The sequence below is a fragment of the Pseudovibrio exalbescens genome (assembly GCF_028737195.1).
Lineage (GTDB): Bacteria > Pseudomonadota > Alphaproteobacteria > Rhizobiales > Stappiaceae > Pseudovibrio > Pseudovibrio zosterae.
Map to the genome: position 1 here is coordinate 44,128 of NZ_JAQZAJ010000007.1, position 25,212 is coordinate 69,339.

The 25,212-nt window shown below is 57.4% G+C and carries 21 protein-coding genes and 2 tRNA genes; 12 read left to right on the plus strand and 11 right to left on the minus strand.

The window, feature by feature from the left end; all coding sequences use genetic code 11:
* Nucleotides 1-43: 43 nt before the first annotated feature.
* The 5 genes from PUV47_RS17570 (at nt 44) to PUV47_RS17590 (ending at nt 5,391) form a co-directional block, all read left to right on the plus strand.
* A complete protein-coding gene (locus PUV47_RS17570; protein WP_274219902.1) occupies nt 44-1,927 on the plus strand; it encodes a COG4223 family protein in 1,884 nt (627 codons plus the stop codon).
* 18 nt (nt 1,928-1,945) lie between these two features.
* Nucleotides 1,946-3,793: a heme biosynthesis protein HemY gene (locus tag PUV47_RS17575; protein WP_274219903.1), complete on the plus strand. Its 1,848-nt coding sequence runs from the start codon at nt 1,946-1,948 to the stop codon at nt 3,791-3,793.
* Between the two features lie 158 nt (nt 3,794-3,951).
* Nucleotides 3,952-4,027, plus strand: a tRNA-Thr gene (locus PUV47_RS17580).
* Nucleotides 4,028-4,253: 226 nt separating this feature from the next.
* Complete coding sequence (locus PUV47_RS17585; RefSeq protein ID WP_274219904.1) at nt 4,254-5,087, plus strand: hypothetical protein; 834 nt, start codon at nt 4,254-4,256, stop codon at nt 5,085-5,087.
* Between the two features lie 70 nt (nt 5,088-5,157).
* Nucleotides 5,158-5,391: a hypothetical protein gene (locus PUV47_RS17590; protein WP_274219905.1), complete on the plus strand. Its 234-nt coding sequence runs from the start codon at nt 5,158-5,160 to the stop codon at nt 5,389-5,391.
* A gap of 119 nt (nt 5,392-5,510) precedes the next feature.
* Here PUV47_RS17590 and nagA read toward each other — a convergent pair whose 3' ends face one another.
* Genes nagA through PUV47_RS17605 form a run of 3 tightly spaced genes read right to left on the minus strand, consistent with a single transcriptional unit; the run spans nt 5,511 to nt 8,502 of the window.
* Entirely contained in the window at nt 5,511-6,680 is a 1,170-nt protein-coding gene (gene nagA, locus PUV47_RS17595) for an N-acetylglucosamine-6-phosphate deacetylase (RefSeq protein WP_274219906.1), read from the minus strand.
* On the minus strand, nt 6,680-7,717 hold the full coding sequence (locus PUV47_RS17600) for an SIS domain-containing protein (protein WP_274219907.1): 1,038 nt from the start codon (nt 7,715-7,717) through the stop codon (nt 6,680-6,682). Before PUV47_RS17600 ends, nagA begins: the two co-directional genes overlap by 1 nt.
* Nucleotides 7,718-7,740: 23 nt before the next feature.
* Nucleotides 7,741-8,502 (minus strand): GntR family transcriptional regulator, encoded by a 762-nt coding sequence (locus PUV47_RS17605; RefSeq protein WP_274219908.1) that lies wholly within the window; start codon nt 8,500-8,502, stop codon nt 7,741-7,743.
* Nucleotides 8,503-8,803: 301 nt separating this feature from the next.
* Here PUV47_RS17605 and PUV47_RS17610 point away from each other — a divergent pair, with 301 nt between their 5' ends.
* The 3 genes from PUV47_RS17610 to nagE all read left to right on the plus strand — a co-directional run bounded on the left by PUV47_RS17610 (nt 8,804) and on the right by nagE (nt 13,762).
* Nucleotides 8,804-9,700, plus strand: coding sequence for an N-acetylmuramic acid 6-phosphate etherase (locus PUV47_RS17610; RefSeq protein WP_274219909.1), 897 nt, complete (start codon nt 8,804-8,806; stop codon nt 9,698-9,700).
* The gene (gene ptsP / locus PUV47_RS17615; RefSeq protein ID WP_274219910.1) at nt 9,697-12,252 is read left to right on the plus strand and encodes a phosphoenolpyruvate--protein phosphotransferase; all 2,556 of its coding nucleotides are present in this window, start codon (nt 9,697-9,699) and stop codon (nt 12,250-12,252) included. Before PUV47_RS17610 ends, ptsP begins: the two co-directional genes overlap by 4 nt.
* 67 nt (nt 12,253-12,319) lie before the next feature.
* Nucleotides 12,320-13,762 (plus strand): N-acetylglucosamine-specific PTS transporter subunit IIBC, encoded by a 1,443-nt coding sequence (nagE, locus tag PUV47_RS17620; protein ID WP_274219911.1) that lies wholly within the window; start codon nt 12,320-12,322, stop codon nt 13,760-13,762.
* Between the two features lie 68 nt (nt 13,763-13,830).
* Here nagE and PUV47_RS17625 read toward each other — a convergent pair whose 3' ends face one another.
* A complete protein-coding gene (locus tag PUV47_RS17625; protein ID WP_274219912.1) occupies nt 13,831-14,178 on the minus strand; it encodes a hypothetical protein in 348 nt (115 codons plus the stop codon).
* A gap of 261 nt (nt 14,179-14,439) precedes the next feature.
* Here PUV47_RS17625 and PUV47_RS17630 point away from each other — a divergent pair, with 261 nt between their 5' ends.
* Nucleotides 14,440-15,612 carry an AGE family epimerase/isomerase gene (locus PUV47_RS17630; RefSeq protein WP_274219913.1) on the plus strand — a complete coding sequence of 391 codons (1,173 nt, stop codon included), beginning with the start codon at nt 14,440-14,442 and terminating at the stop codon, nt 15,610-15,612.
* Between the two features lie 42 nt (nt 15,613-15,654).
* Nucleotides 15,655-16,677: a Gfo/Idh/MocA family protein gene (locus tag PUV47_RS17635; protein WP_274219914.1), complete on the plus strand. Its 1,023-nt coding sequence runs from the start codon at nt 15,655-15,657 to the stop codon at nt 16,675-16,677.
* Between the two features lie 10 nt (nt 16,678-16,687).
* On the opposite strand, the gene PUV47_RS17640 is transcribed toward PUV47_RS17635, so the two are convergent.
* From PUV47_RS17640 to PUV47_RS17650, 3 genes are all read right to left on the minus strand, one after another.
* Nucleotides 16,688-18,187 (minus strand): nicotinate phosphoribosyltransferase, encoded by a 1,500-nt coding sequence (locus tag PUV47_RS17640; RefSeq protein ID WP_274219915.1) that lies wholly within the window; start codon nt 18,185-18,187, stop codon nt 16,688-16,690.
* 87 nt (nt 18,188-18,274) lie between these two features.
* On the minus strand, nt 18,275-19,444 hold the full coding sequence (locus PUV47_RS17645; RefSeq protein WP_274219916.1) for an alpha-hydroxy acid oxidase: 1,170 nt from the start codon (nt 19,442-19,444) through the stop codon (nt 18,275-18,277).
* 235 nt (nt 19,445-19,679) lie between these two features.
* Nucleotides 19,680-19,756, minus strand: a tRNA-Arg gene (locus tag PUV47_RS17650).
* Between the two features lie 249 nt (nt 19,757-20,005).
* Between PUV47_RS17650 and PUV47_RS17655 the strand changes: the two genes are divergently transcribed.
* Together PUV47_RS17655 and PUV47_RS17660 are read left to right on the plus strand one after the other, a co-directional pair.
* Nucleotides 20,006-20,791 (plus strand): thermonuclease family protein, encoded by a 786-nt coding sequence (locus tag PUV47_RS17655; protein WP_274219917.1) that lies wholly within the window; start codon nt 20,006-20,008, stop codon nt 20,789-20,791.
* Between the two features lie 8 nt (nt 20,792-20,799).
* Nucleotides 20,800-22,254 (plus strand): M48 family metalloprotease, encoded by a 1,455-nt coding sequence (locus PUV47_RS17660; protein ID WP_274219918.1) that lies wholly within the window; start codon nt 20,800-20,802, stop codon nt 22,252-22,254.
* Between the two features lie 48 nt (nt 22,255-22,302).
* On the opposite strand, the gene PUV47_RS17665 is transcribed toward PUV47_RS17660, so the two are convergent.
* The 4 genes from PUV47_RS17665 to PUV47_RS17680 all read right to left on the minus strand — a co-directional run bounded on the left by PUV47_RS17665 (nt 22,303) and on the right by PUV47_RS17680 (nt 25,212).
* Nucleotides 22,303-23,175 carry an RNA polymerase factor sigma-32 gene (locus PUV47_RS17665; protein ID WP_274219919.1) on the minus strand — a complete coding sequence of 291 codons (873 nt, stop codon included), beginning with the start codon at nt 23,173-23,175 and terminating at the stop codon, nt 22,303-22,305.
* A 172-nt stretch (nt 23,176-23,347) separates the two neighbouring features.
* Nucleotides 23,348-23,923 (minus strand): CarD family transcriptional regulator, encoded by a 576-nt coding sequence (locus tag PUV47_RS17670; RefSeq protein ID WP_274219920.1) that lies wholly within the window; start codon nt 23,921-23,923, stop codon nt 23,348-23,350.
* Nucleotides 23,924-24,317: 394 nt separating this feature from the next.
* The gene (gene fdxA / locus PUV47_RS17675) at nt 24,318-24,656 is read right to left on the minus strand and encodes a ferredoxin FdxA (protein WP_274219921.1); all 339 of its coding nucleotides are present in this window, start codon (nt 24,654-24,656) and stop codon (nt 24,318-24,320) included.
* A 169-nt stretch (nt 24,657-24,825) separates the two neighbouring features.
* Nucleotides 24,826-25,212 carry an RNA-binding S4 domain-containing protein gene (locus PUV47_RS17680; RefSeq protein ID WP_274219922.1) on the minus strand — a complete coding sequence of 129 codons (387 nt, stop codon included), beginning with the start codon at nt 25,210-25,212 and terminating at the stop codon, nt 24,826-24,828.

Genomic DNA, 25,212 nt, shown 5'->3' on the forward strand with positions numbered 1-25,212 from the left:
AATTGCGACACTGCCCCCAAGGCTTACAGATGGAGGATGTTTGATGGCAGCTGACAAACCAAAGACCGGAGACACCGGTAGCGGCAGCTCCACAAATCGATCTGCGGGCGCACGTCCATCAGGGCGGCGGCCAGCGCGGAAGAATGTGACCATTGATCTGGAAGCTAAAGAGGTGAAGGCCTCTCTTGCAGAAGAGCAGGAGGCAAAGGCGGAAGCTGCCAAGGCCGCTGAGGCAGCGAAGGAAGCCGCAAACCCTGCCAAGGACAAGGCTGCTGAGGCAAAGCCAGAAGCGCCGAAGCCGGAAGCCGCAAAGGCGGACCCTACAAAAAAGCCTGAGGAAGCTACCAAGCCTGCCGCCGCTGCCAAGGCGGCAGAGCCGGAGAAGAAGAGCGGTGATGGCCCCTTGAAGGGGGCAGCCGAGAAAGCGGCGGAACCGACCAAGCCCGATGCCAGCGCCTCCACTGCTGGTGCCAAAACGGGCGCGGACAAGCCAAAAGAAGCTGCTGCGCCAAAGGCGAACGACAAGAAGCCAGAGGACAGCAAGACCGCAGACAAGCCAAAGCAGGCCGCCCCGGCGGGTGCTGTGGCAAACGCAAGCGCCAGCCAAAAGCAGAGCGGAGCCGGATTGGGCTCGCTTATCGCGGCCGGTGTGATTGGCGGTCTTGTGGTGCTGGGCGGCGGATATGGCCTGCAGCAGATGGGCGTGCTCTCGTTGGCCTCGCAGCAGCAGGAAGAGCAGCAGACAGCGCTTCAGCAGCTCGTTGCTGCCTCGCAGGACCGTGTTGAAACGCTTGAACAGCAGATTTCCGACCTGAGAGCATCGGTGACGGCAGCGCCTGCGCAAGATCTGTTTGACGAGTTGCGCGAACGTGTTGCCAGCGCGGAGGAAAGTGCCAGCGCCAGCTTTGACCAGATGCGCGACATCTTGGGGGCGACCTATGACACGCAGGTTCAGGAACTGGCCAAGGGTGTTGAGGAACTGCGTGGCTTTGTGAATGAGGGTGCAGCCGGAGATGGTGCTGCAGTTTCCAGCTTGCGGGCCACACTGGAAGAGGTTCAGGCGCAGATCGCCGCGTTGAGCGAGGCTGGGCAGGGGGCCTCTGAAGAAGCGTTGGAGGCCGTGAAGGCACAGGTTGCGACCTTGCAGGAACAGGCTGCGCAGCTTCAGGAAGAAGCCGGGTCATTGGCCCAGTTGCCGGAGACAGTGCGCTCTCAGCAGCAACTGGTGACCTCTTTGGAAACGCGCATTGCCCAGACTGCGGCCAACCTGCAAGCGCAGGTTCAGACACAGGCTGAAACAAGAGTGCAAATGGATGCGCTGGTGAGCCAGCTGCAGAGCCTTTCAGACACGGTGACGGCTCAGCTGGACCGTTTGGAGCAGCGCGTGGGGGATGCGAGTGCGCAGGAGCGGGCCGCCCGTGCCATTGCGATTGCTTCACTGCAGGCGGCCGTCGAGGGCGGGCGTCCTTATGCGACAGAGCTAAGCGCGGTGGAAGCGGTGATGACCGGCGATAAAAGCCAGCTTGCCCCGCTCAAGGAATATGCGTCTTCTGGCATTCCGACACGCAGCCAGTTGATTGCCCGCTTCGGCGGTGCAGCCCGCGCCATGAGTGCTGCGGACGTGACCAGCCAGAGTGAAGGCGTGGTAGACCGGCTGATGAACAGTGCCCAGTCTCTCGTTTCCATTCGCACGCCGGGGGACAATGAGGGCACCACACCGCGGGATCGGTTGGGGTCGATGGAAGCTCGTGTGGCTTCCGGTGACCTGGAAGGGGCACTGGCCGCTTATGACCAACTGCCAGAACCGGTCAAAGCGGCGGGCGCTACATGGGCCGGTCAGGTTCGCGCCCGGTTGCAGGCCGATGCTCTGGTGGCGAAGGTTACCGACGAAGTTCTGAAATCCCTTGCTGCGGCAAGCCAACAATAACCGGAAGGATCCAACGGCATGATCCGCGTACTGTTCTTTTTCGCTGTTGTCTTCCTGCTCGCGTTGGGCGGCGCGTGGATTGCTGACCGCCCGGGCATCGTGACACTGGACTGGGAAGGCTACCGCATTCAGGCCAGCCTGTTGACCACGTTGGTGGCGCTGGGCGTGTTGCTGGCGGTGACCGTGGTCGTCTGGGGCCTGATGCGCCTGATCTGGAAGTTCCCAAGCCTGACTGGCCGTTTCATGCAGCGGCGGCGCAAGGATCGTGGATTTGATGCCTTGTCCAAAGGGTTGCTGGCGTTAGGCGCGGGCGATGCCATGGCGGCGCGCAAGCACGGCTTGCAGGCAGACAAGCTGTTGAAGGGCGATGAGCCCGCTGCCAAGCTGCTTTTGGCCCAAGCTGCGCAGATGTTTGGTGACCATGCGGACAGCCGCAAGCGGTTTGAGGCCATGCTGGAAGACCCTCGCGCCAAAGCCGTTGGCCTGCATGGGTTGTTCATTGAAGCAGAGCGTCAGCAAGAGCCTGTGGCCGCCCGCCACTTTGCGCAGGAGGCCTCTGCTCTGGTTCCGGGCCTGAAGTGGGCCGGCAAGGCGGTGCTGGGCTATCAAGCGGTTTCTGGAGACTGGGAAGCGGCAATTTCCAGCCTGAACCGGAACTACACCGGCAAGCTGATCGACAAGAAGACCTATCGCCGCCACAAGGCTGTTCTGCTCACGGCGCGCGCGCTTGAGCTGGAAAGCCAGGATCCGGATCGCGCCCGTACACTGGCCGTGGAGGCGCATGGTCTGGCACCTGATCTGGTGCCTGCCGCGCTCGTGGCGTCTCGGCTGCAATCCCGTCGTGGGGACATCCGCAAGGCGTCCAAGACCATTGAAGCGACCTGGAAGCTGGCACCGCATCCTGACCTTGCCGATGCATATGCCCATGTGCGGCCGGGCGATTCCATTCTCGACCGCTTGAACCGGGTCAAGCACCTTGCCAATTTGCGTGCGCACTCTGGTGAAGGCGCGCTGGCGGTTGCCATTGCGGCGATGGACGCGCGCGACTTTGATGAAGCGCGTGCCCAGCTGAAGAAGGTTCTGCGCTCAGAGCCAACGCAGCGTGCATTCTTGCTGATGGCCGATCTGGAAGAGATGGAATATGGCGATCAAGGCCGGGTGCGTGAATGGATGGGCCGCGCGGTGCGTGCGCCTCAAGACAAGGTCTGGATTGCCGATGGCATGATTTCCGCGCATTGGGCACCGGTATCGCCCAAGACCGGGCGTCTGGATGCCTATGAGTGGAAGCAGCCTGAAACCAATGAGGAAGACCGGCCGACCCTTGAGCCTTTGGAGGATGCGCTGTTTGAGCCGCCAGTGCTGGCGGCCCCAGCCGCCGCCGCCGGGGGCGCTGCTGCCGCGACAGCTGCCGAGCCGATGACTGCCGAGCCGATGACTGCCGAGGCTGAGACTGTGGTAGAGGCGGCTCCCGTTTCCCGCGAGGCGGATGAGGCCGAGCTGGTGAGTGAGCCGGAGCCAGCAAAGGCTGAGGCAGCCAAGCCCGAACCGGTGAAGCCTGCCGAGCCCGAGACTGCGGCCAAGGCCGCACAGGCCACGTCAAAGCCCGATGTGAGTTCCAAGCCCGCGGTGAAGGCAGATGCGCCGATCCCGGATGAGCCTGCAACCGCTGAGGCCGATCTGGTGATCATTCCTGATGCTCATCAGCCCCCAGTTGAAGGCGAAGAGGCAAAGCAAAAGGCTCCGCAGATGAAGGACGGCAAGCTGGTGGAGTTTCCGCTTTCTCATCTGCCGGATGACCCGGGCCCAGACGGCGAAGAAGATCTTGAGGCGCCTAAACCAAAGGGCGTGAAGGTCTACGACGCATGACAGAAAAAGACGCCGCGTTGAGGTCTCCTCGCGCGGCGTTGTTTATTGCTGGTGGATGACTGCAGGGTTTAGCGAAAATCCCCTCTTGCATCTTTAAGGGGGCTTGGGTATCAAGCTCGAACTTACCCGCGTCCGTTGATTTGATCCGGACATGGAAAGCCGCTGTAGCTCAGTTGGTAGAGCACGTCATTCGTAATGATGGGGTCGTAGGTTCGAGTCCTATCAGCGGCACCAGTCACTTCAAAAACTTGCATAAGCTTCGCAAGATTGCCCTTCAGGAAGTGACGTATACCCCGACATCCTTTTGCACCGCAATTGCAGCGCGGTTCTCTTGGGGCCTTTCCCTGAGCTGAGGGGCCTGCGCTTTTCGCTGAGGTTGTTTTCAGGGATGTGTTCTCGGGGTTTGAGGGGGGAGGCCGGTTCCGTAATCATGTAGTGAATCTTCGGGGGATTCCAGTCAATGGTTCGGTGTGGTCAGGTGCTTCAGGTGTTGAAGGGCGTCGCTGTGGCGCTCGTGCTGCTGTGCCTCGCTGGTCCTGTTCAGGCCGCGGATCTGGCCGATGGGTACGAACTCGACACGTTCCCTGAAAAGAAGAGATTTGCTGTGGTTCCGTACTTTTGGGCACCGTTTTTCAATGGGTCCATGACGGTCAACAACCAGCGCGTGGAGTTCAACGGCATTAATGTGCTTGAGCTGATTTCCGACGGGGAACTGAGCTTTCCACCCTTCGTGTTGGCTGGGGAGTGGAGCCATGGGCCGTGGGGCGTGATGCTGGACACGACCATTTTGGGGCTCGAGTTTGCCCGCGATGATTTCAACCTGCGCTCCGGGCCTGTGTCGTTGGCGGCTGGATTGGACTATGACTATGTGCTTTCTCACGCAAATCTGAATTACGACTTCTTTGAGAGGACCAGTGCCAATTGGCACACTGTTTTTGAAGGGCATTTGGGGCTGCGCTACACGTACTACCGTGCCGCTCTGAATGTTTCCATCGGCCCACTTGAACGCGATTTCGACGAAACACTGACCTGGGTGGACGGCATTGTGGGTGCGCGTCTGTCCGGCGCGCATGTGGATGGCTGGAACTATCGCCTTTACGCAGATATCGGCACGGGCGGCGCGGACATCAGTGCGCAAGGCCTGGCGGTGCTCGGAAAGCAGTGGCAGTTTGACCGGTTCGATCTGGAGGTGTTTGGCGGTTACCGAGCGCTCTATCAGGATTGGTCCAGCGGCAACGACGCCGTGGATTTGACAAGTCATGGGCCTTTGGCGGGACTGCGCTTCACTTTCTAGCGTAACGTCAAGCAGGGGAGAACAGGGAGGCTCTGAGGGACGAGTAGGCAGGGTGAAAGGCGCGGTGCAGATGAGCGCTGTTATGGGCTGCTGTGGCACCACGTTTCGACAGGTGCTGTGCTGCCCTTGTGGTTGGATTGCGTGCGGCTCCACAGGTGCGGGCGCAGCGCTAGCTCATGTGCATGTGCATTTACATCTGCATGTGTCGGTGCATCTGCATATGCATGTGCGCGTGAAGGCAGAGGCCAGTCACGGTTCCGGTTTGCGGGCGGTTTGTTTGAAAGAAAAACCGGCAGCCGCTTGATGCGAACTGCCGGTGAAGGTGCGAACTGAGTCGCAAGGGAGGTATGTGTTCTTGTGCCCTTTCGGGCAACCCGGAGCGCTCTGGGGGACGTTCCGGGGTGGGAGCTTGAAATACTTTTTTCAGTCCTTGGACCAAACGGAATTGCCTGCCACGTAGGTCTCTAGTGGCTCGACATCGTCGTTGATGATGGCAAAGTCTGCCGCGTAACCAGGTGCGATGCGGCCATACTTCTTTTCCAGACCAATAAAGCTTGCTGGATAAAGCGAGGCCATGCGCAAGGCTTCGTCCAGCGGCACATCCAGCATGGTGACGCAATTGCGCAGGGCGCTCGCCATATCGATGTCCGCCCCGGCAAGGGTGCCATCGGCCGTTGTGAGGCGTCCGTCGCGGCGGTAGATCGTCTGTCCGTAAAGAATGAAGGTCTTTGCGTCGGTGCCAACGGGCGGCATGGCGTCCGTCACAAGGAAGATGCGGCCTTGTGGTTTGGCTGCAAGCATCACCTTCATTAGTCCGGCATGAACGTGGATGCCATCGGCGATGAGGCCGCAATAGGTGTCGCGGGTGGACAGCGCCGCTGCAACGGGGCCCGGTGCGCGGTTCTGGATCGGCGGCATGGCATTGCCCAAATGGGTAAAGCCTGTCACGCCGTTGCGGGTTGCCTCTACCGTACGTTCATAGCTGGCGGCAGTGTGGCCCGCAGAAAGCACGACGCCGTTTGACGCCAGTTGCGCCAATGCCTCGTCTGCCACATTTTCTGGCGCAACGGTCAGAAGGATGCGTGCGTCATTCTTGTCCAGATCCTTGGCCAGATTGCTGATCAAATCGAGATCGTCCTGATCTGGCTGGCGGATGTAATCAGGATTGTGAACGCCCTTGCGCTCCACGCTGATGAACGGGCCTTCAATATGGACGCCCAGAACACCGCTGTTTTCTGCCGCGATCGCTTCACCCGTGGCAGAGCATGCGGCTTCCAGTGCTTCCTTGCTGTCGGTGATCAGGGTTGGCAGAACGCCTGTGACACCATGGGGGCGCACGGCTTCGGCGATGCGCCGCGCGGCGTCTGCGGTTGGCGTTTCGTTAAAGAGAACGCCGCCCGCGCCATTGACCTGAAGATCGAGAAAGCCCGGCACGATGATGGCGTCCGGTGAGAAGCGGATAATCTCCGCTCCTTCTGGTGTGGCGGTGGCTGGCAGCAAGGCTTCGACCTTGCCATCTGCCAGTAAAATACCCGTGTCGTTCAAGAAGCGGTCGCCATTGAAAACGCGGGCTTCTGTAAGGAAGCGTCTCATCAGCGTGTCTCCGTGACTTTGCGCAGGTTCGGTGGGTTGTCAGGGTCGATGCCGCGGCTTACTGCAAGATGCTGGACGGCAACATAAAAGCTGAGCAGCTGAGTGAGCGGCTGGATGACAGGCTGAAGACCCGGAACCGTTGGCAGCCGTGTTGTGTTCGGAGCATCGATCGCGGAAAGCACTGTGCCTTCCAGCTCGGTGATCCGAGCAATGGTATCGCGAATGGTCTGGGCCGCTTCGTCTTCCTGACCCAATGCGAGAACCGGTAGACCGGTGCCTGCCAGACCCAGCGGGCCGTGAATGACTTCTGCTGCGCTGAATGCCTCCGCATGAATGCGAGAAGTTTCCTTCAGTTTCAGCGCTGTTTCAAGTGCCGCGCCGAAGCTGAGGCCGCGGCCGAGCACGAACATGTTGCGGGTGTCCTGCAATTGCTGCAGGTACGGCCACCAATCCAGCTTGGTTGCGGCTTCAAATGCGTCCGGCAGCTGGGCGACGGCTTCGTTGAGGTCTTTGTCGTCTGTCCACTTGGCAACAAGGTTCAAGAAGGCAGAGCAAGACAGAAGGTAAGACTTTGTTGCGGCAACGCTTTTTTCTGGACCCGCGCACAGCGGCAAGGCGACATCTGCCAGCTCGTTCAACGGCGCGGTTTCATCGTTGACGAGGCCAACAATGGTCGCGCCCTGATCCTTCGCCATTTCAGTGAGGCGCAGGAGGTCTGGGCTGCGGCCGGATTGGGAGACGGCGATGAAAAGGGAATCGGTGAGATCCAGCTTCCGATCGTAAACAGATGCGATGCTCATGCCAACGGAGGCAACGGCGCGGCCTGCAAAGTTCTCAATCAGCGTCTTGCCATACATGGAGGCGTGGTCAGAGCTGCCTCGGGCACAGGTGACAACGAAACGCGGTGGCTTGGTGCGCAGGCGCGCGGCAAGGTCATTCAGAACTTCAGCGTTCTTTTCGAACTGAACGCGGACGCGTGCAGGCGTCTCCAACGCCTCCCGGCCCAGTGCGGTCCGTTCTGCTTGGGTCAAGGTCATAACAAAGCCTTTCCTGACTGGTGCTACGTCAGTGTTAATTCAACAACGAAGTCATAGGCATCGCCTCTGTAATGAGAGGCGACGAACTCGAGCGGTGTGCCGTTTTCAAGGAAAGTACGGCGCTCGATGTAAAGTGCTGGCGCGCCTTCTGGCAGTTCCAGTTGGCGAGCAAGGTCTGGTATCAACCGAACGGCGCTCAAGCGTTGAAGGGCGCGATGGGGTGCGTGACCCAAATTCCGCAGGTGCTGGTACAGTGATCCGTCAAAGGCAAAAGGATCCGGGAGAAACTTTGTTGGCACCACGCTGAGCTCTATGGCCAGTGGAGTGGTGTCTGCCAAACGCAGGCGGTTGAGGCGTACAACCTCTTCTCTCGGTCGCAAGTTGAGGGCAAGAGCTTCTTCAGGGGTTGCATGGGAAATCGACCGGCCAAGCCAAACCGTTCCAGACTGCAGTCCCCGTGAGGACATGTCTTCGGTGAAACTGGTCAGGGCTGACAGGCGCTGCTCCACATGCGGGCTGTTATTGATGAACCAGCCGGAGCCCTGGCGTTTGTTCAGCAATCCCTCGGCTGTCAGCGAAGACAGAGCCTTGCGCACTGTGACGCGGGAAACACCAAAGGTCTCGGCCAATTCACGTTCGCCCGGAAGCGCGTTGTACTCAGCCAGCTTTCCGCTGGTGATCTGATTCCGCAGATGCTTTGCAAGCTGCAGGTACAACGGCAAAGGCAGACTTGGCGACAGCTCGATTGGCTCGATGCCTGAAGCCTCTGGCGCATTAATAGACATGGTGAACTCCCAAGTTCCATGAGAACGACTAAAGCATACCAATACCGTACCAATTTGCAAGGGATGTTTTTGATTGGTCTCTCAACATGTTAATTTTGAGGTAAGGATTACTGCGAATTGGTGTAATATATAAATAGCAAAAACAAGTAGTTACAAAAATTGGTATGCATGGTGATATCCAAGATCGGCTCTCTGGTATTAAATTGGTATTAAAAATTGGTTGCGTCCGGATTGTGTCATCGGTATGTTCATATGCAGTCCAATATAGCTCCAATTGGAGTTTCGTGCGCTGGGAGGACACATGTCGGACAGCACAGAAAAAGCAGCAGAACGGTTTCGCGGCTTAGACACCTGGAACACCACGGAGATTCTTTCTGCGTTGTGGGATGGCCAGATGCGCGCGATCTCAGCGGTTCTGCCAGCGCTGGAGAAGATGGCTCCGGCGGTGGATGAAGCTGCGGTTCGGCTTGGCTCTTCTTCAGGTCGATTGATTTATGTAGGCGCGGGCTCTTCCGGCGTCATTTCCCTGTTAGACAGTTTGGAACTCGGTTCCACCTTCGATTGGTCCGACGAACGTGCGGTGGTGATCCTCCCCAGTGGGCTGGATCTGTCGAACGGCATGGCGGACTCTGTTGAAGATGAAGGCGATGTGGGTGCCGCCCGCATTGATGATCTGGATGTAACAGCAGACGATGTGGTGGTGGGTGTTTCTGCCAGCGGTCGCAGCGCATTTACCGTGCAGGCGCTCAAGCGTGCAGGGGAACGCGGTGCCCTGACCATCGGTTTTGCAAACAACACCGGATCTCCACTTGAAGCTGTTGCTCACCACATGATTGTTGCGCTCACCGGTGCAGAAGTGGTGGCTGGCTCTACGCGCCTCGGTGCGGGAACCTCGCAGAAGGTTCTGTTCAATCTCTTTTCTACAACGCTGATGACCCGACTGGGCGGAATTCACGACAACCTGATGGTGAACGTGCGCCCGTCCAACGCAAAACTTCGCAAACGCTGTGCGGCCATGGTGGCGCAGATTGCCAACACAAGCGAGGAGGAGGCCGCCGACGCGATTGCGCGCTTTGGCTCTGTGAAACGCGCCGTGCTTGGTCTTGCCGGAGTTGCTGAGGACGCCATTGAAGCGCGGTTGCAAGCCGCCGGAGGCGTTCTGCGTCGGTCACTTGAAGCTGAGGATAAAAACCAATGACCGCTGTTCGTTTGCAGTCCCCGATCACTGGCTGGGCGACACCTCTCACAGACGTGCCGGATGAGGCCTTCGCACAAGGCCTGATTGGTGATGGTCTGGCGGTAGACCCGTTCGAGATGGACCTTTGTGCTCCTTGCGATGGCACAGTTGTAACCATTCACCGTGCGAAGCATGCCTGCACGATCCGCGCTGCCAACGGTGCTGAAATTCTGATGCATATTGGCGTTGATACGGTTGAGCTTGGTGGCGACGGGTTTGAGACTTTTGTAAGTGACGGTCAGGCTGTTCGCGCGGGCGACAAGCTGATCTCCTTTGATATGGACAAGGTAGCGACAGCAGCTCGCAGTCTTCAGGTAATCATGGTTGTGGCTAATGGTGATGGGTATCCCATTGAAGACCGTGTCTTGAACTGTGAGGTCAAAAGTGGCGACTTCATCATGGCTGTTGAGGGCGAAGCAGTAGAAGCGTCCTCTTCTGTCTCCTCCGATGCAGATGAAGTCGCCACTAAAGATGTGCGGCTGATGATTGCAAGCGGCCTGCATGCCAGACCAGCCGCAGCCCTTGCAAATGCAGCGCGTGAGTTCTTTGGGTCGGTAACCATTGAGCTCAATGGCAAGAGCGCCGACGCAAAGAGCGTCGTGTCCCTGATGGCTCTTGGCACCGCATATGGCGACACGCTGGCTGTGACCGTGCGCGGACCTGGCGCAGGTGAAACGCTTGAGAAGCTGACAGCTGCCATCGCGGCGGGTCTTGGCGATCCCGTTTTTGAAGATGAGCAGGCTGTTCCGGCTGCCGCCGCCAAGAAGGCAACACTGTCTTCGACACCCATTCAGCTTGCCGATGATCTGCCTCCGTTCGAGCCGGGCCAAGAAGAAGTGCTGGCCGATGGCACAACGGCGGTACAGGGCGTTGCCGTTGGTGCGGCAGTTCGCTTGTTCCATGCAGCTCATCAGTTTTCCGAGTATGCCGAGGATGCAGGCAGCGAAAAGCAGCGCTTTGAGCAAGCCATGGCGGTGATGAATGACCGTCTTGCAGCTGCGGCGAAGGGGGAAGGCCATGCCTCCGAGATTTTTGAGGCCCATCGTACGCTGCTGAGCGAGCCTGAGCTGGCAAGCGGCACGCTCGACTTGATCTCAAATGGCAAGAGTGCTGAGTGGGCCTGGACCAACGTGGTTGGCAAGATGGTTGCGGTGCTTGAAGGCCTTGCTGACAGCCGAATGTCTGAACGGGCCGCGGATCTGCGCGATCTTGAAGCTCAGGTTCTGGGCATTTTGACCGGTCATGATCCTCGCGCAACCCTTGCTGATTTCCCAGAGGGCGGAATTCTGGTGGCCGACGAAGTGTTGCCATCCGAACTAACGGCGGTTCCTCGCGGTCGCCTTGCAGGCATCTGCATGGCAGCCGGTGGCAAGACGTCTCACGCCGTGATCCTTGCTGAATCCATGGGCATTCCAACCATCGTTGCGGCCGGGCCTCATGTGGTGCGGGTGCCGGAGGGTGCGCCTGTCATTATTGATGGCCCAACGGGTGCGATGCGTGTGTTCTCCTCCGAGGAGACGCAGCAGAAGACACGCGATGCAGCGGCAAAGCGCGTGAAACAGCGTGAGTTGAACCGTAAAACCGCCCATGAGATTTGCTATACGGCAGACGGCGTCCGCATAGAGGTTTTCGCCAATCTAGGCAAAGTGGATGATGCCACGGTTGCCATGGCGGAAGGTGCTGAAGGCTGCGGTCTGCTGCGCTCAGAGTTTCTTTATCTCGGCCGGGCGTCTGCGCCGACTGAGGATGAGCAGTTCCAGGAGTATCAGGCGATTGCGGATGCCATGCAGGGCCGTCCGGTGATCATCCGCACTCTTGATGCGGGCGGGGACAAGCCTCTGGCCTATTTCCCGATCCCTGAGGAAGAAAACCCGGCGCTGGGTGTGCGCGGTGTTCGCGCAACACTGAAAGAGCCGGAACTGCTTCGCACCCAACTGCGCGCAATTCTGCGGGTTCGCCCATACGGCATCGCCAAGATCATGGTTCCAATGGTGACATCGGTTACCGAACTGCGGGCCGTGAAGGCGATGATCGAAGAAGAGCGCGTTGCGCTTGGACGGGACGAGCCGATTGAAGTGGGCGCCATGATTGAAGTGCCTGCAGCGGCGCTGACTTCCGCTCAGCTGGCAGAAGAAGCGGCGTTCTTCTCGATCGGCACAAACGATTTGACGCAATACGGGCTGGCCATGGATCGCGGCAACCCAGCTCTTGCGCCGAGCATTGATGCTCTGCATCCCGGTGTGCTGCGCCTGATAGAGCAGGTAGCCATTGGGGCCGCAAAGAACGAACGGACAGTTGCCGTATGCGGTGGGGCCGCATCAGACGTGGCAGCGGTTCCGTTCCTCATCGGATTGGGGGTGACCGAGCTTTCGGCCACGCCTGCGGTGATCGCTGATGTCAAGGCGCTCATTCGCACCCTGAACATGGCGGATTGCCGAGCTTTGGCTCAGTCCGCTGTAACGGCCGAAACATCCAAGGATGTGCGGGCACTCGTGGCAGATACTGGAGCGTGATCTGATGCGAGTTGCCAAAGGTCAGAAACCACTGTTTTCGATTTTTATTGAGCGGGAGGACAATTAAATGTCAAACAACGCATTTGCGGGCGTCCAGCATCTTGGTCGTTCATTGATGCTACCGATCGCGGTGCTGCCTGTCGCAGCTATCCTGCTGCGTGTAGGTCAGCCTGATCTGTTGAACATTCCATTCGTGGCAGCGGCTGGTGGAGCAATCTTCTCCAACCTCGGCATGCTGTTCGCGGTTGGTATCGCAGTTGGCTTTGCGAAGGAAAACCACGGCGCGGCCGGTCTTGCAGGCCTGGTGGGCTTCCTTATTGCACAGCAGGGTGCTGTAAATCTGGCAGGTCTTGAGCCAGACCTGGCAAGCACCATGGAAGGCCGTATTGCAATTCCGGTTGGTATCATCATGGGTATCGTGGCCGGTATTCTTTACAACAAGTACAACAACATCAAGTTGCCTGACTATCTGGCCTTCTTCGGCGGTCGCCGTTTCGTGCCAATCGTCACCGGTCTGGCCGCTCTGGTTGTTGCTGCTGCCTTCGGTTATGGCTGGGCCTTCTTCGATAGCGCCCTGACAGGTCTGACCAACGGCATCACACACATGGGTGAGCTGGGTCTGTTCCTTTACGGCGCCCTGAACCGTCTGCTGATCGTAACTGGTCTGCACCACATCTTGAACAACATCATCTGGTTCCTGATGGGTGACTTCACCAATGCTGCTGGCGAAGTGGTAACTGGTGACCTGAACCGCTTCTTCGCAGGCGACCCGACTGCCGGTGCCTACATGGCTGGTTTCTTCCCAGTGATGATGTTCGGTCTGCCAGCTGCATGTCTTGCAATGTACACCTGCGCAAAGCCTGAGAACCGTTCTGCTGTTGGTGGTGTTCTTGCCTCTATGGCTCTGACCTCCTTCCTGACCGGTATCACCGAACCAATCGAATTCGCGTTCATGTTCCTGGCTCCAGCCCTGTACCTGATCCACGCGGTTCTGACCGGTGTGTCTCTGGTCGTCATGGACATGCTGAACGTGAAGCTCGGCTTCGGCTTCTCAGCTGGCCTGTTTGACTACGTGATCAACTTCGGTATTGCGACCAACCCGATCATGCTGATCCCAGTGGGTATTGCGTTCTTCGCGATCTACTACTTCCTCTTCGTGGCTGCCATCAAGTTCTTCAACCTGAAGACCATGGGCCGTGAGAGCGCAGAAGAAGCTGCAACCGAAACCACTGCAGAAGTTGCCGGTACAGCAATGGCTGCGGCAGGCGATGCGAAGGCTCGGGCTTACCTGAACGCCCTTGGTGGCGCCAGCAACCTGACCAACGTTGATGCCTGTGCAACACGTCTGCGCCTCAAGGTTATCGACAATGCGCGGATTGATGAAGCTGCTCTGAAGCGTCTCGGTGCCCACGGTGTGGTTCGCCCGGCAGCAGGGTCTGTTCAGGTCATCGTCGGCCCGGTTGCTGACCAGCTGGCCTCCGAAATCAAGGGTGAGATGGTTACTGCCTAACCTTCTGAGAACTTGAAAACGAATAGGCCGACCCGGAGGGCATCCGGGTCGGCTTTTTTATTTTGTTGTTACTGGGCGCGGCGAACTTCCAAAACATGAATGCCGGGAGATGGCTCATTCTCGACAGTGAGTTGCTGTTCTGCGCAAATGAGGGCGGGGGTGAGACACTCAAGGTCCGCTGGCGGTTCAGCAGCGATGATCATGGGCACCCCATCAAGGAATAGGATTGCCAGTTTGGTATCCGTTAAGCGCTCGAACCAGCTGTTGTCATTGGAAGGGGGCTTTACGAGGAAAACGCGATCGTAGGCGATGCAGGGGACAATTGCGTTGACCGGCTTGTAGCCGCAGGCCGTTTGCAGGCGAATGGCCTGGGCGCTGCGGATGGTATCCAGCATATCCTCCGGGAAGTTGGCCATGGTCGGCTCCTTGTTTGTGCGCAGAGTGCGCTGCTTCTTCGATATTACCTTACGTCATCTTGCGCCTGTTGGATCTCACGGATGTGTGCGCTCGCGCTTTTGTGACGCATTACAGATCTTGCCTTCGGGTCAGCTACTTATTGTTTGACCCGCTGGTTGTGGGTAGGATGCGCGGTGCTGGCAATGCCGGCGCATACCCTATTCTTATTCCGACCGTGCGATCTGTTCTTCGCAATTTATCCGATCACGAAAGGCTAGTTCTTGACCCATCACGCGCAAATCACCGAGCTGAAACAGTGGTTGTTTGACAAGGCATTGCCAATCTGGTGGCGGCAGGGCGCGGATCGGCATCAAGGGGGCTACTTTGAGGCCATTGGCTTGAATGGCATGGGGGCGCTTGGCCCGCGGCGGGGGCGCGTAAACCCGCGCATGACCTATTCGTTCTGTCAGGGCGGACGCCTTGGCTGGACGGGCGACTGGGAGGCCGCTGCCAAGCATGGGCTTGATAGCATGCTGGACTCCTTTCGCACCGATGAGGGGTATGTTGCTGGCCTGATGGATGACGATGGCCGGATCGTTGACGGGAAGTTTGATCTTTACAACCAAGCCTTCGCGTTGTTGGGCCTTGCTGCCATGGCAGCCAGCAATGAAGTGCACTACGGCGAAGCGCGGCAGATCGCAGGGCAGATATTCGACTTCATTCGGGCCAACTACGCCCATCCTGAAGCTGGATTTGAAGCGACCAACCCGCCTAGCGAGCCTTTGGCCTCCAATCCGCACATGCACATGCTGGAAGCTGCGCTTGCCTGGGAAGCGGTTGACCCGGATGGGCCGTGGGGCGATCTGGCAGATGAGATCGTGGGCCTTGCCATGGGCCGGTTTGTCGACCCAAAAACGGGAGCCGTGCGGGAGTTTTTTGACCGGACTTGGGCCCCCATGAAAGGCGATCAGGGTCGACGCATTGAACCTGGGCACCAGTTCGAATGGGCATGGCTGTTTGTGCGTTGGGGCGCAGCGCGCAAGAACGAGCGCGCGTTGGACCTTGCCAAGCGCTTGTTCGATATCGGAGAGACGTACGGCATCGACAAAGAGCGCGATGTGGTGTTCATGGCAATGGACGACAGCTTCGCGGTGACGGATCCGGTTGCGCGCATGTGGGGGCAGACTGAGTGGATCAAAGGTGCCATTGTGATGCTGGAGATTTGCGAGGACGCCGAGCGTGAACGCTACGAGGCTTCGTTGGTGCGCGCCATGACCGCTTTGCAAAAATTCTTTGAGGGCGTACAGCCCGGCCTTTGGCGTGATAAGCTGTTGCCAGACGGGACGTTTGTGGAAGAGGCAGCGCCTGCGAGCACGTTTTATCACATTGTCTGCGCCATTGCGGAGCTTATGGTCCATGAGGCCACACAAGGAGACCGCAAACTGGGGCGCTGATCGGCACTTCAGGTCCTGGAGCAAGGGCCGATGGGAGGAAACATGGCAACCAAGACCACCAAGTGGGGTATTCTCTCTACGGCTCGTATCGGCATCGAGAAGGTCATTCCGGGCCTGATGAAGGCCAATGGCGTTGAGGTGGTTGCCATCGCCTCCAGAGATTTGGCAGGGGCGCAGGAAGCGGCCAGCCGTCTCGGGATCCCGCAGGCTTATGGCAGTTATGACGAACTGTTGGCGGATCCGGAGGTGGAGGTGATCTACAATCCGCTGCCAAACAACATGCATGTGCCGTACACCATGAAAGCCACCGAAGCAGGCAAGCACGTGCTCTGCGAAAAGCCGATTGCGCTGGATGGCGATGAAGCCTCACTTCTGTTGGACGTGCCGAGCGACCTTTATGTCATGGAAGCGTTCATGGTTCGCTGCCATCCGCAATGGCAACGTGCACGCGAGATTGTGCTTTCCGGCGAGCTGGGGGACATTTTGCTTGTTCAGTCTGCCTTCGCCTATAACAACTCGGACCCGAAAAACATTCGCAATCAACTGGCGACCGGCGGTGGCGCCCTCATGGATATTGGTTGCTATCCCATAGTGGCTGCACGGTATTTTCTGGAGAAAGACCCGGTGCGCGTGATCAGCCTCGTGGACCGGGACCCGACCTTTGGAACAGACCGGCTGACGTCTGCGCTGCTTGATTTTGGCGGAGGGCAACGGGCGGAGTTTACTGTTGCCACGCAATCTGTGCCGTATCAGCGGATCAACATTCTGGGCACTTCCAAGCGGCTGGAAATGCTGATCCCCTTCAATGCTCCGCTGGGCGGGGAGACAGTGCTGCGGCTTGATGATGGCAAAGTGCTGGGCGATGGCGCGCTCGAGACGGAAGTGATCCCAGCTTGCGATCAGTATCAGCTTCAGGGTGAGCTGTTCTCTCGCGTTGTGCGCGGTGAAGAAGAGCTGCCCTATGGGACAGGCGATGCCATTTTGAACATGCGCATCATTGACGCGATCTTTCGCAGTGAGGCGACGGAGGTGTGGGAGACCGTGCACACCTCGGTCTCCGACTAGTCTAGCGCTTCTAGCGAATGCCGGGCCAGCGGCCTTGAGCCTTCGCAGCCATCATCTCATCGTATTCCTGAGCGGCTCTGGCACGGACGTCTTCGAACAGGTGCACTTTGGTGACTTCGCCATCAAGGAAAACGGTTTCCAGCTGATCGTCACGATCTGCCAGCTCCTCCTGGCGGACGGTCTCATAAACACCCGGCTGCTCCTTGACCACCGCAAGGCGGCCGGGGCGAGAGGCCTTCAGCCCGGCAACAGAGGTGGCCGGAGCCTTGAACACGTCGTGCCACTCATCCTCAATGCACACGGCTGAGGCCTTCATGGCAAATCCAAAGGTGTCGCGGTCGATCTTTTGCAGAAGCCCTGCACCCATGCCGAATGCAACGTTGCCGATGGCCAGCTTGTGGTTCATGAGGGCCTGCATGATGTCGATGATGGATTGCGGTGTGACGCCATCGCCCTGAATGACGCGAACCTTGTCGTTGAGCAGGCGGTAGCCAGTTGCGGTTTCGGTGAAACCAAACTTTTCGCCAAGGGCTTCGATGGTGCTCGGCAGGATCTCGCAGGGGTTTCCGCTGTCCGGGCGCACCACGAGAAAGCCGTTCTCACGAGACAGAACCTGATCCTTGAGCTTGTCGCCCCAATACTCGTTGAGCGCGCGGAACAGGTCATAGCTGTCTGACACACATGCCACGAGCCCATCAGGAAACTGGCGCAGCATGTTTTCCATCGCGTCGATTTCACCAGCTTCGCCACCCCAACTGGTCATGGTGGAGTGCTCGGAAGCGGGAATGGAATAGCCCGCCATGTCTGCGCCATAAAAATTGCGCGCATAGACGAGGCCGCTGATGGTGTCTGTTCCTTGAGACGCCACAAGGTGGGCACAGCCGCCGATGCCAGCCGCTTCAAACGATGTTGTCCCCCGCGCGCCGAAGTCGTGTAGCTTGAACTCAACCCCTTCAGAGGAGCCATCAGTGATTTGCATGCGGCGTGCAATTTCACGTGTTGTCGCCAAGGAGTTGGTGGCCACCGTGCTTGGGTACCAGATGGACCGCAGCAAGCGCGTTTCCAGAAAGGTTGGCAGCCAGTAAAACTCGGGATCTGTGTTGGTGATGCGCATCATTGCCGTGCGCAGGCCAGCCACAGAGCCCTCTGGCAGGGCATCAATGCGAACTGGCAGGCGTCCGTCATGGCTTTCCTGAATACGTCGCCAACTGTCTATGGCGGGATCAAGGCCATGGGCGCGAATGAAAGGCTCGGCTTCGGCAATGATGTCTTCGGTAATTACCACGCCCTGAAGCTTGGCAAGCTCCATCTGAAGGCCGAAGAAAACGGTGTAGTCTATCGAGCCGTTTGCTTTGCGTGCCTCCACATAGGATGACACATACTGGGTGCCGGGCTTGTATTGTCGATAGTGGGAGTGTTTGTAACTGTCGGTGTCCAGCAGCAGGTTGTCCAAGTCCATGGCGCGAACCCGCGAGGAAATATCATTGAAGAAGCCGGGTCTGTAGGTCATTCGGGGCCTTTCAGCTCACGCGAAGCAACGGAGATCAAAAAGGCAGTGATCTCAACGACCACTACCTGATTGACGAGCTAGCGTGTTTTACCCCCAAGAACGCGTGTTTTGCAAACCCTCCGGTGGGTAAATAATGCTGCGATCCAAGTCGTTTATGTCTCTCTTGCCACAAAGAGCCATGGTGACATCAAGTTCAGTGCGAATGATGTCGAGGGCCTTTGCAACACCTGCTTTGCCGTCTGCCCCAAGGCCGTAGAGGAAAGGGCGGCCAATATAGGTTCCCTTGGCGCCAAGGCACTTGGCTTTCAGCACATCCTGACCGGAGCGGATGCCGCCATCCATATGAACTTCAATCTGGTCACCCACCGCATCGACAATGGAAGGTAGCACTTCAATGGAGGACGGCGCGCCATCAAGCTGACGGCCGCCATGATTGGAGACAATGATGGCATCAGCTCCCGTTTGTGCCGCCATGCGTGCGTCCTCTACATCCAAGATGCCCTTGAGAATGATCGGGCCGCCCCAACGCTCGCGGATCCACTCTACGTCTTTCCAGTTGAGCTGCGGGTCAAACTGCTCTGCAGTCCATGAAGACAAGGAGGACAAGTCAGAGACACCTTTGGCATGGCCAACAATGTTTCCGAATGTGTGGTTCTTGGTTTTCAGCATGCCAAGGCACCACAGCGGGCGCGTTGCCATCTGATAAATGTGCTTGGGTGTGAACTTGGGTGGCGCGGACAGCCCATTGCGCAGGTCCTTGTGGCGCTGGCCGAGGATCTGCAAATCGAGTGTAAGCACCAGCGCCGAGCACCCCGCTGCCTTGGCGCGGTCAATAAGGTTGCCGATGAAGTCCTTATCCTTCATCACGTAAAGCTGAAACCAGAAAGGTTTCTTTGTTTTTTCTGCCACCGCTTCAATGGAGCATATGCTCATGGTCGAAAGAGTGAACGGAATGCCGAACTCTTCCGCCGCTTGGGCCGCCAGAATCTCTCCATCTGCGTGCTGCATGCCTGTCAGGCCCGTGGGGGCCAATGCCACTGGCATGGCAACATCCTGCCCGATCATCTGCGTTTTCAGGCTGCGATTGGTCATGTCAACGGCAATGCGTTGTCGCAGTTTGATCTTGGCAAAGTCGCTTTCGTTGGCGTGGTAGGTGCTTTCGGTCCATGAACCGGAATCAGCGTAATCAAAAAACATCTTGGGCACGCGGCGGCGTGCTTTGTTTTTCAGGTCATTAATCTCCAGAATGGGCGACATACCTGCTCCCTTTTATTTCTCCCGGGAATTAATGAACGCCTGTCTGCGAGTTCTGTCAATAACGCCAAGAAACAAAGATCAAGGTTTATACAGATGCCCTATGGTTATATGAAGGTATATTACTAATTTGTACTTGATCTATACCTTAGTATTAGGAAGTAAGGCCGGTGCGTGTAGACATTGGCTCCTTCGATCCATTTGTTTTATGAGGCTTTTGATAAGTGGCCATACAAGATGGTGACCCCGACAGGGTTCGAACCTGTGACCTGCCGCTTAGGAGGCGGCCGCTCTATCCAGCTGAGCTACGGGGCCTGGCGCTGATGTTGCCAAGTAAGGCGGCGCAACTCTGCGCATAGCATGATTTTTTTTGCGATGCGAGGGGGCTTTCCGCAGTTTCCAGAGCGCGATTTCAGCTGTGCCACGAACGGAATGACATCCCCTATTCGGGAGATACGGTTCCGCCTTTCCCATGGCGTGTGTCTGTAACCGGAAGATTCCCGGGGTTGAAGGGATGTGCAGCTTCTAGTTTAGATCGGCATTGTCTTCGTGTTCAGGTGTTTTATGTCGTGTTTGCGGGTCATCTTTCTCGGGTTGCTTGCTGGTCTCCTATTTCTCTCTGGTTCTCATGCCAAAGAAGAAGACTGCTCCGTTCTTGCTGAAACAGAGGTGTCGGCGCTTACTGTTGCGCCCGGCGATCTGCTACGGGCGCCTAGCGGCAACCTCTATGGGTTGGCTGGGTTGAAAATCCTTGATGATCGGGCGGCGGCAGCGCTTTCAGCATGGCTTGAAGGTCAAAGTGGTGCCGTGGGTGTTACACAGGTTGGCAAGGAAGATCGATGGGGTGTGCAGGCGGCTTTTATGCGAGGCGCTGATGGCACCGACCTGGGAGGCTTTCTGATTTCGCAGGGGCTTGCTGTCCTGTGGGATCCGGAGGAGGTTCTGCGCTGCCGAAAGGGGCTGCGCGCGGTCTATGAGGCAGCTGAAAACCAAGCCAGGCAACAAAAGAATGGCTGGTGGGGAAGTCATGGTCCTTTTCTTGCCACAGACTCGAGGCTTTATGGCGCGCGCGGGAGCTTCCAGATCGTGAACGGCAAGGTGGTTTCCGTAGGGAAAACCCGCAGAATCCTCTATCTGAATTTCGGTGAGCGCTGGACACGCGATTTCACTGGCATTATTGAGATAAAAAAGTTGAAGGCTTTTCGAGGATCGGGGCTGGATCCGGAAAAGCTGACAGGGCAAATTGTTGAAATGCGCGGCATTGTGCAGTTGCGTGGTGGGCCGGAAATTCGGCTTCATGAACCTGCTGCGCTAAGACTACTGAAGTTGGAGCAACCAGGGCCACTATGAAATTTGGGATGACCTTTGGCACCGTAGGACGCGGGCTACGCATCCTCGCTGTACTCGTGTTGGCGGGTGCAGTTGCTTCGTGCCAGCTGGTTGGGTCCACGGGTACTGACGCCAAGCCCGGCACGCTCCGCCCCACATTGGCTGCAGATATTGGCGCACGAGAGCATCCACGCGTCGTGGCCACGTATGGCGGCATTTACAAGGATCCCGGCGCAGAGAAAGCCATTGCGAAAATTGTAGGTGGCTTGGTGGCAGCTTCGGATGATCCACGTGCTCAGTACCGAATTACCATTTTGAACTCTCCGGCCGTAAACGCGTTCGCGCTGCCGGGAGGATACCTTTATGTAACCCGTGGTCTGCTGGCCCTTGCAAATGACACATCCGAGCTCGCGGCGGTGCTTTCTCACGAAATGGCACACGTGACCGCAAACCACGCGATACAGCGTCAGCGCCGTGCGGAAGCCGCCGAACTGGCCAATCGTGTGATGAGCTCCGTGGTTGAAGATCAGAGCCAGTTGGAAGATGCAGTTCGCTCCTCGCAGATGTCCTTTGCCCGTTTTTCTCAAGAGCAGGAGCTGGAGGCGGACGACATTGGCGTGCGCACGCTGGCAGCGGCGGGGTATGATCCCTATGCGGCCTCTCGTTTCTTGAAGACTATGGACAAGTTTGCCAAGTTCCAAAGCCTTGGCGGCGATACAAGCAATGCGCCGGATTTCTTGTCCTCCCACCCGAACACGCCGGAACGCGTGCTGCGCGCCATCAACAGTGCTCGCCAGATTGGTGCGCCGGGCATTGGGCGCAGGGATCGCGCCGACTATCTGACCAACATTGATGGGATGTTGTTTGGCGACGATCCTCTCGAAGGGTACATCCGCGGTCGAAGCTTCCTTCACAAGGCTTTGGGTATCTCCTTCAGTGTTCCTTCAAATTTCGCGCTGGAAAACAGCCCAGAGGCTGTGCTTGCCAGTGATGGCAAGGGCACAGCCATGCGGTTTGATGGGGCTGATCTGACAGAGTTCAGCAGCCTTGATGAGTACATGCGCAGTGGTTGGGTCAACGGTCTGATCGACAACAGTGTCCGTCCAACCACCATCAACGGCCTGCCTGCCGTGGTGGGATCAGCAGTCACCGATGGGTGGTCGTTCCGAATTGGCGTGGTGCGCATCGGGTTGACGGGCTACCGTTTCATATTTGCAAGCCGGTCGCCAAACGCCAGCTTCAACAAGGCCTTTGAGCAAACGTTGAACAGCTTTGAGCAACTGACACCTGCCGATCAAGCGCGGCTGCAGCCGTTGCGGTTAAAGGTGTTACAAGCCAAATCTGGCGACACGGCCCGCAAGCTTGCCGTGCAAATGAGCGGCATAGAGCCTTCACGCCGATTGCAGCTCTTTACGATCCTCAATCAGGTGGACAATGGTCACCGTTTCAAAGCTGGTGACTTGGTCAAGGTGATTTCGGACTGACAAAAAAAGCCGCGAGGGACGCGGCTTTTTTATTGGAACGGACTAAGCCTATTGCACAGGGATGAGGCCAGGGCCTTTCTCTTCAAGCGAGGACCGCAGCTTCTTCAATGCGGCGCTCTCGATCTGTCGCACGCGCTCTTTTGATATGCCCATGACTTCCCCAAGTGCCTCGAGTGTCATGGCTTCATCTGCAAGGCGACGCTTTTTCAAGATCATAAGCTCTCTCTGGTTCAGCGACTTCATCGCGTCAGCTAACCAGTTGCGCTTACGATCCATGTCGATTGCATCCGAAGCGATGTCATCTGGCAGAGGCCCAGTATCTTCCAAGAGATCGATTTTTTCCGCTGACGTCCCATCGCTCTCGCTGATTGGTGCGTTGAGTGAAGCGTCTGGGGCAGAAAGGTGAGAAGACATGCGTTCCACGTCACTCTTCTTTACGTTCAGCTTGGTCGCGATTTCGGACTTGATTTCGGTGTCGTTCATCTCCGGGTGCTGGCGCGCGATCTCCAAATGCAGTCTTCTGACGCTGAAGAACAGCCGCTTTTGGACTGAGGACGTTCCTCCTCTGACAATCGACCAGTTGCGAAGGATGTAATCTTGGATCGATGCTTTGATCCACCATGTTGCATAGGTGGAGAACCTCACCTCGCGAGACGGATCGAACCGGGCGGCTGCTTCCATCAGGCCAATTTGACCCTCTTGGGCCATATCTGCGAGCGGCAGACCGAAAGAGCGGAACTTCATCGCTTGTGCGAGCACCAGACGGAGGTGTGCGAGCGTAAGACGCTCAAGCGCTTTGGCATCTTTGTTGTCGTGCCACTTGGTGGCCAACTCAAATTCTTCTTCGCGGGACAGGTAAGGTGCCCGGCGTGCCACTTCGAGGATCTGGTTGGAATAGCCTTGGTAATCTACCGTTCCCATGCTCGCCTCCGCCCTTTCGGGTTTTGTTGTTTGCACGGGTTGTTACGCCGGGTGTTTGGGGTTGGTTCACTGATGCGTCAGCAGTAACGCTTAAGTGTGGCGCAATGTCGCGTCTCATAAAAAAACCCGGCGCACGGCCGGGTTCTTTTTCTCATCAGGTTGCGAGCTTGGTTTAAGCTGCTTCTTCCTGACTGTCGTCATCAGCCGGAGCTGCCTTGGCCGCACGGCCGGGAGACTTGGCAAGTTCCTGCTCGATCTGACGAACGGCTTCAGAGTCGGACAACTTCTGAACTGCGGCAATTTCACGTGCCATACGGTCCAGTGCTGCTTCGTAAAGCTGACGCTCAGAGTAAGACTGCTCCGGTTGGGTATCGGCACGGAAAAGGTCGCGCACCACCTCAGCAATCGCAAGCAAGTCACCAGAGTTGATCTTTGCTTCATATTCCTGAGCGCGGCGGCTCCACATTGTGCGCTTTACCCGCGGCTTGCCCTTAACGGTCTCAAAAGCCTTCTTCACGGTCGCTGCATCGGATAGCTTGCGCATACCAACACTAGGAATTTTTGCCACTGGTACGCGAAGTGTCATCTTCTCCTGATCAAACTCGACTACCAGAAGCTCGAGGGAGAAGCCTGCGACGTTCTGCTCTTCGATGGCAGTGATCAGACCGACGCCGTGGGACGGGTAGATGATGTGTTCACCTGTCTTGAATCCATGACGCTGAGCGGTCTTCTTAGCGGGTGTGGCCATACGCTGTCTTTCTCCTGCGAAGAATGCGCGCCCCTCCGGGCGAGCAAAAGCGCCGCTGGGGTGCGACGCCTGTTTAGTGTCAAAAAATGCGAAAAGCCCACCGTGGCGCGCGAGATGCGCGCACAGGGATTTGCGCTCAACTGTGATCAGTCAGCATTCAGCGGCGGTTAAGGTGATGAGAATGGGGAGTCCGTAACCGCACATTGTCGGCTAGAATTTGCCCATAAAAAAACCTCCGAAACGGAGGCATGACCGTGCCACCAAGCGACTGAACTTAGTGTATAGCACATTATCCACGGTTTTCCAACCTCTGCTTCAGCAAAGGTTAGAATTTCCGATCGGTAACACGATCAGTTAATTATGTTTAGATCAATAAAGGGGGAGAAAGGGGATATCAATCCCCTTCGCCCGGTTTATCAGAGAAATACTTTTCCATCTTGTCTTTCACGCCATCGAACTCCGGCGCTTCCGGCAGCGGGTCCTTGCGCGCCGTGATGTTTGGCCATTTCGCGGCGTATTCCGCGTTCAGTTCAATCCAGCTTTCAAGCCCGGGCTCCGTGTCTGGACGGATCGCATCCGCTGGGCACTCTGGCTCACACACACCGCAGTCAATACACTCATCCGGATGAATGACGAGCATGTTTTCGCCCTCGTAGAAACAGTCTACCGGGCACACTTCAACGCAGTCCGTGTACTTACATTTAATGCAGTTGTCAGTGACGACGTATGTCATCGCAATCCTCTTAGGTTGCAGCTCACCCGCCGGCTGTGCCGCTTCGAAAACAGCGGCGGATGGTTAAATCTTGGCTCATTGCCTAGCGCTTTTCCGTGGCCTTCGCAAGCACGTGGCGACTGGGCGCACAGCAAAACGGGAAAAACATTTTGCGCGGCAAAGCCGGTGTTTAGAAACCATCGTCCATGCTGTCCTTTTTCATGCGGATCAGCTGGCGTCGGTCTCTTTTGGTGGGTCTTCCAGTGCCACGATCTCGTTGCTCCGGTTGTCCGTCTTCTGTCGGTGTTGGGGGAGGGGAAAGGTCTTCGTAAAGCAGTTGAGCTTCACTGGCCGGCCCGCGGCGACTGCCCAGATCGAGGACCTTGTAAACCATAAGGCGTCTGGGGAGCGCGATGGTCAGGACGTCGCCGAGCTTGATGCCCTGCTTTGCAGTCGTGACCTTCTCTTTATTAAGTCTGACGTGTCCGGACACTGCCAGTTTCTGTGCCAGTGTCCGGGATTTGGTAACGCGGGCATACCATAGCCATTTATCTATGCGCTGCGATGCCTGCTGCAT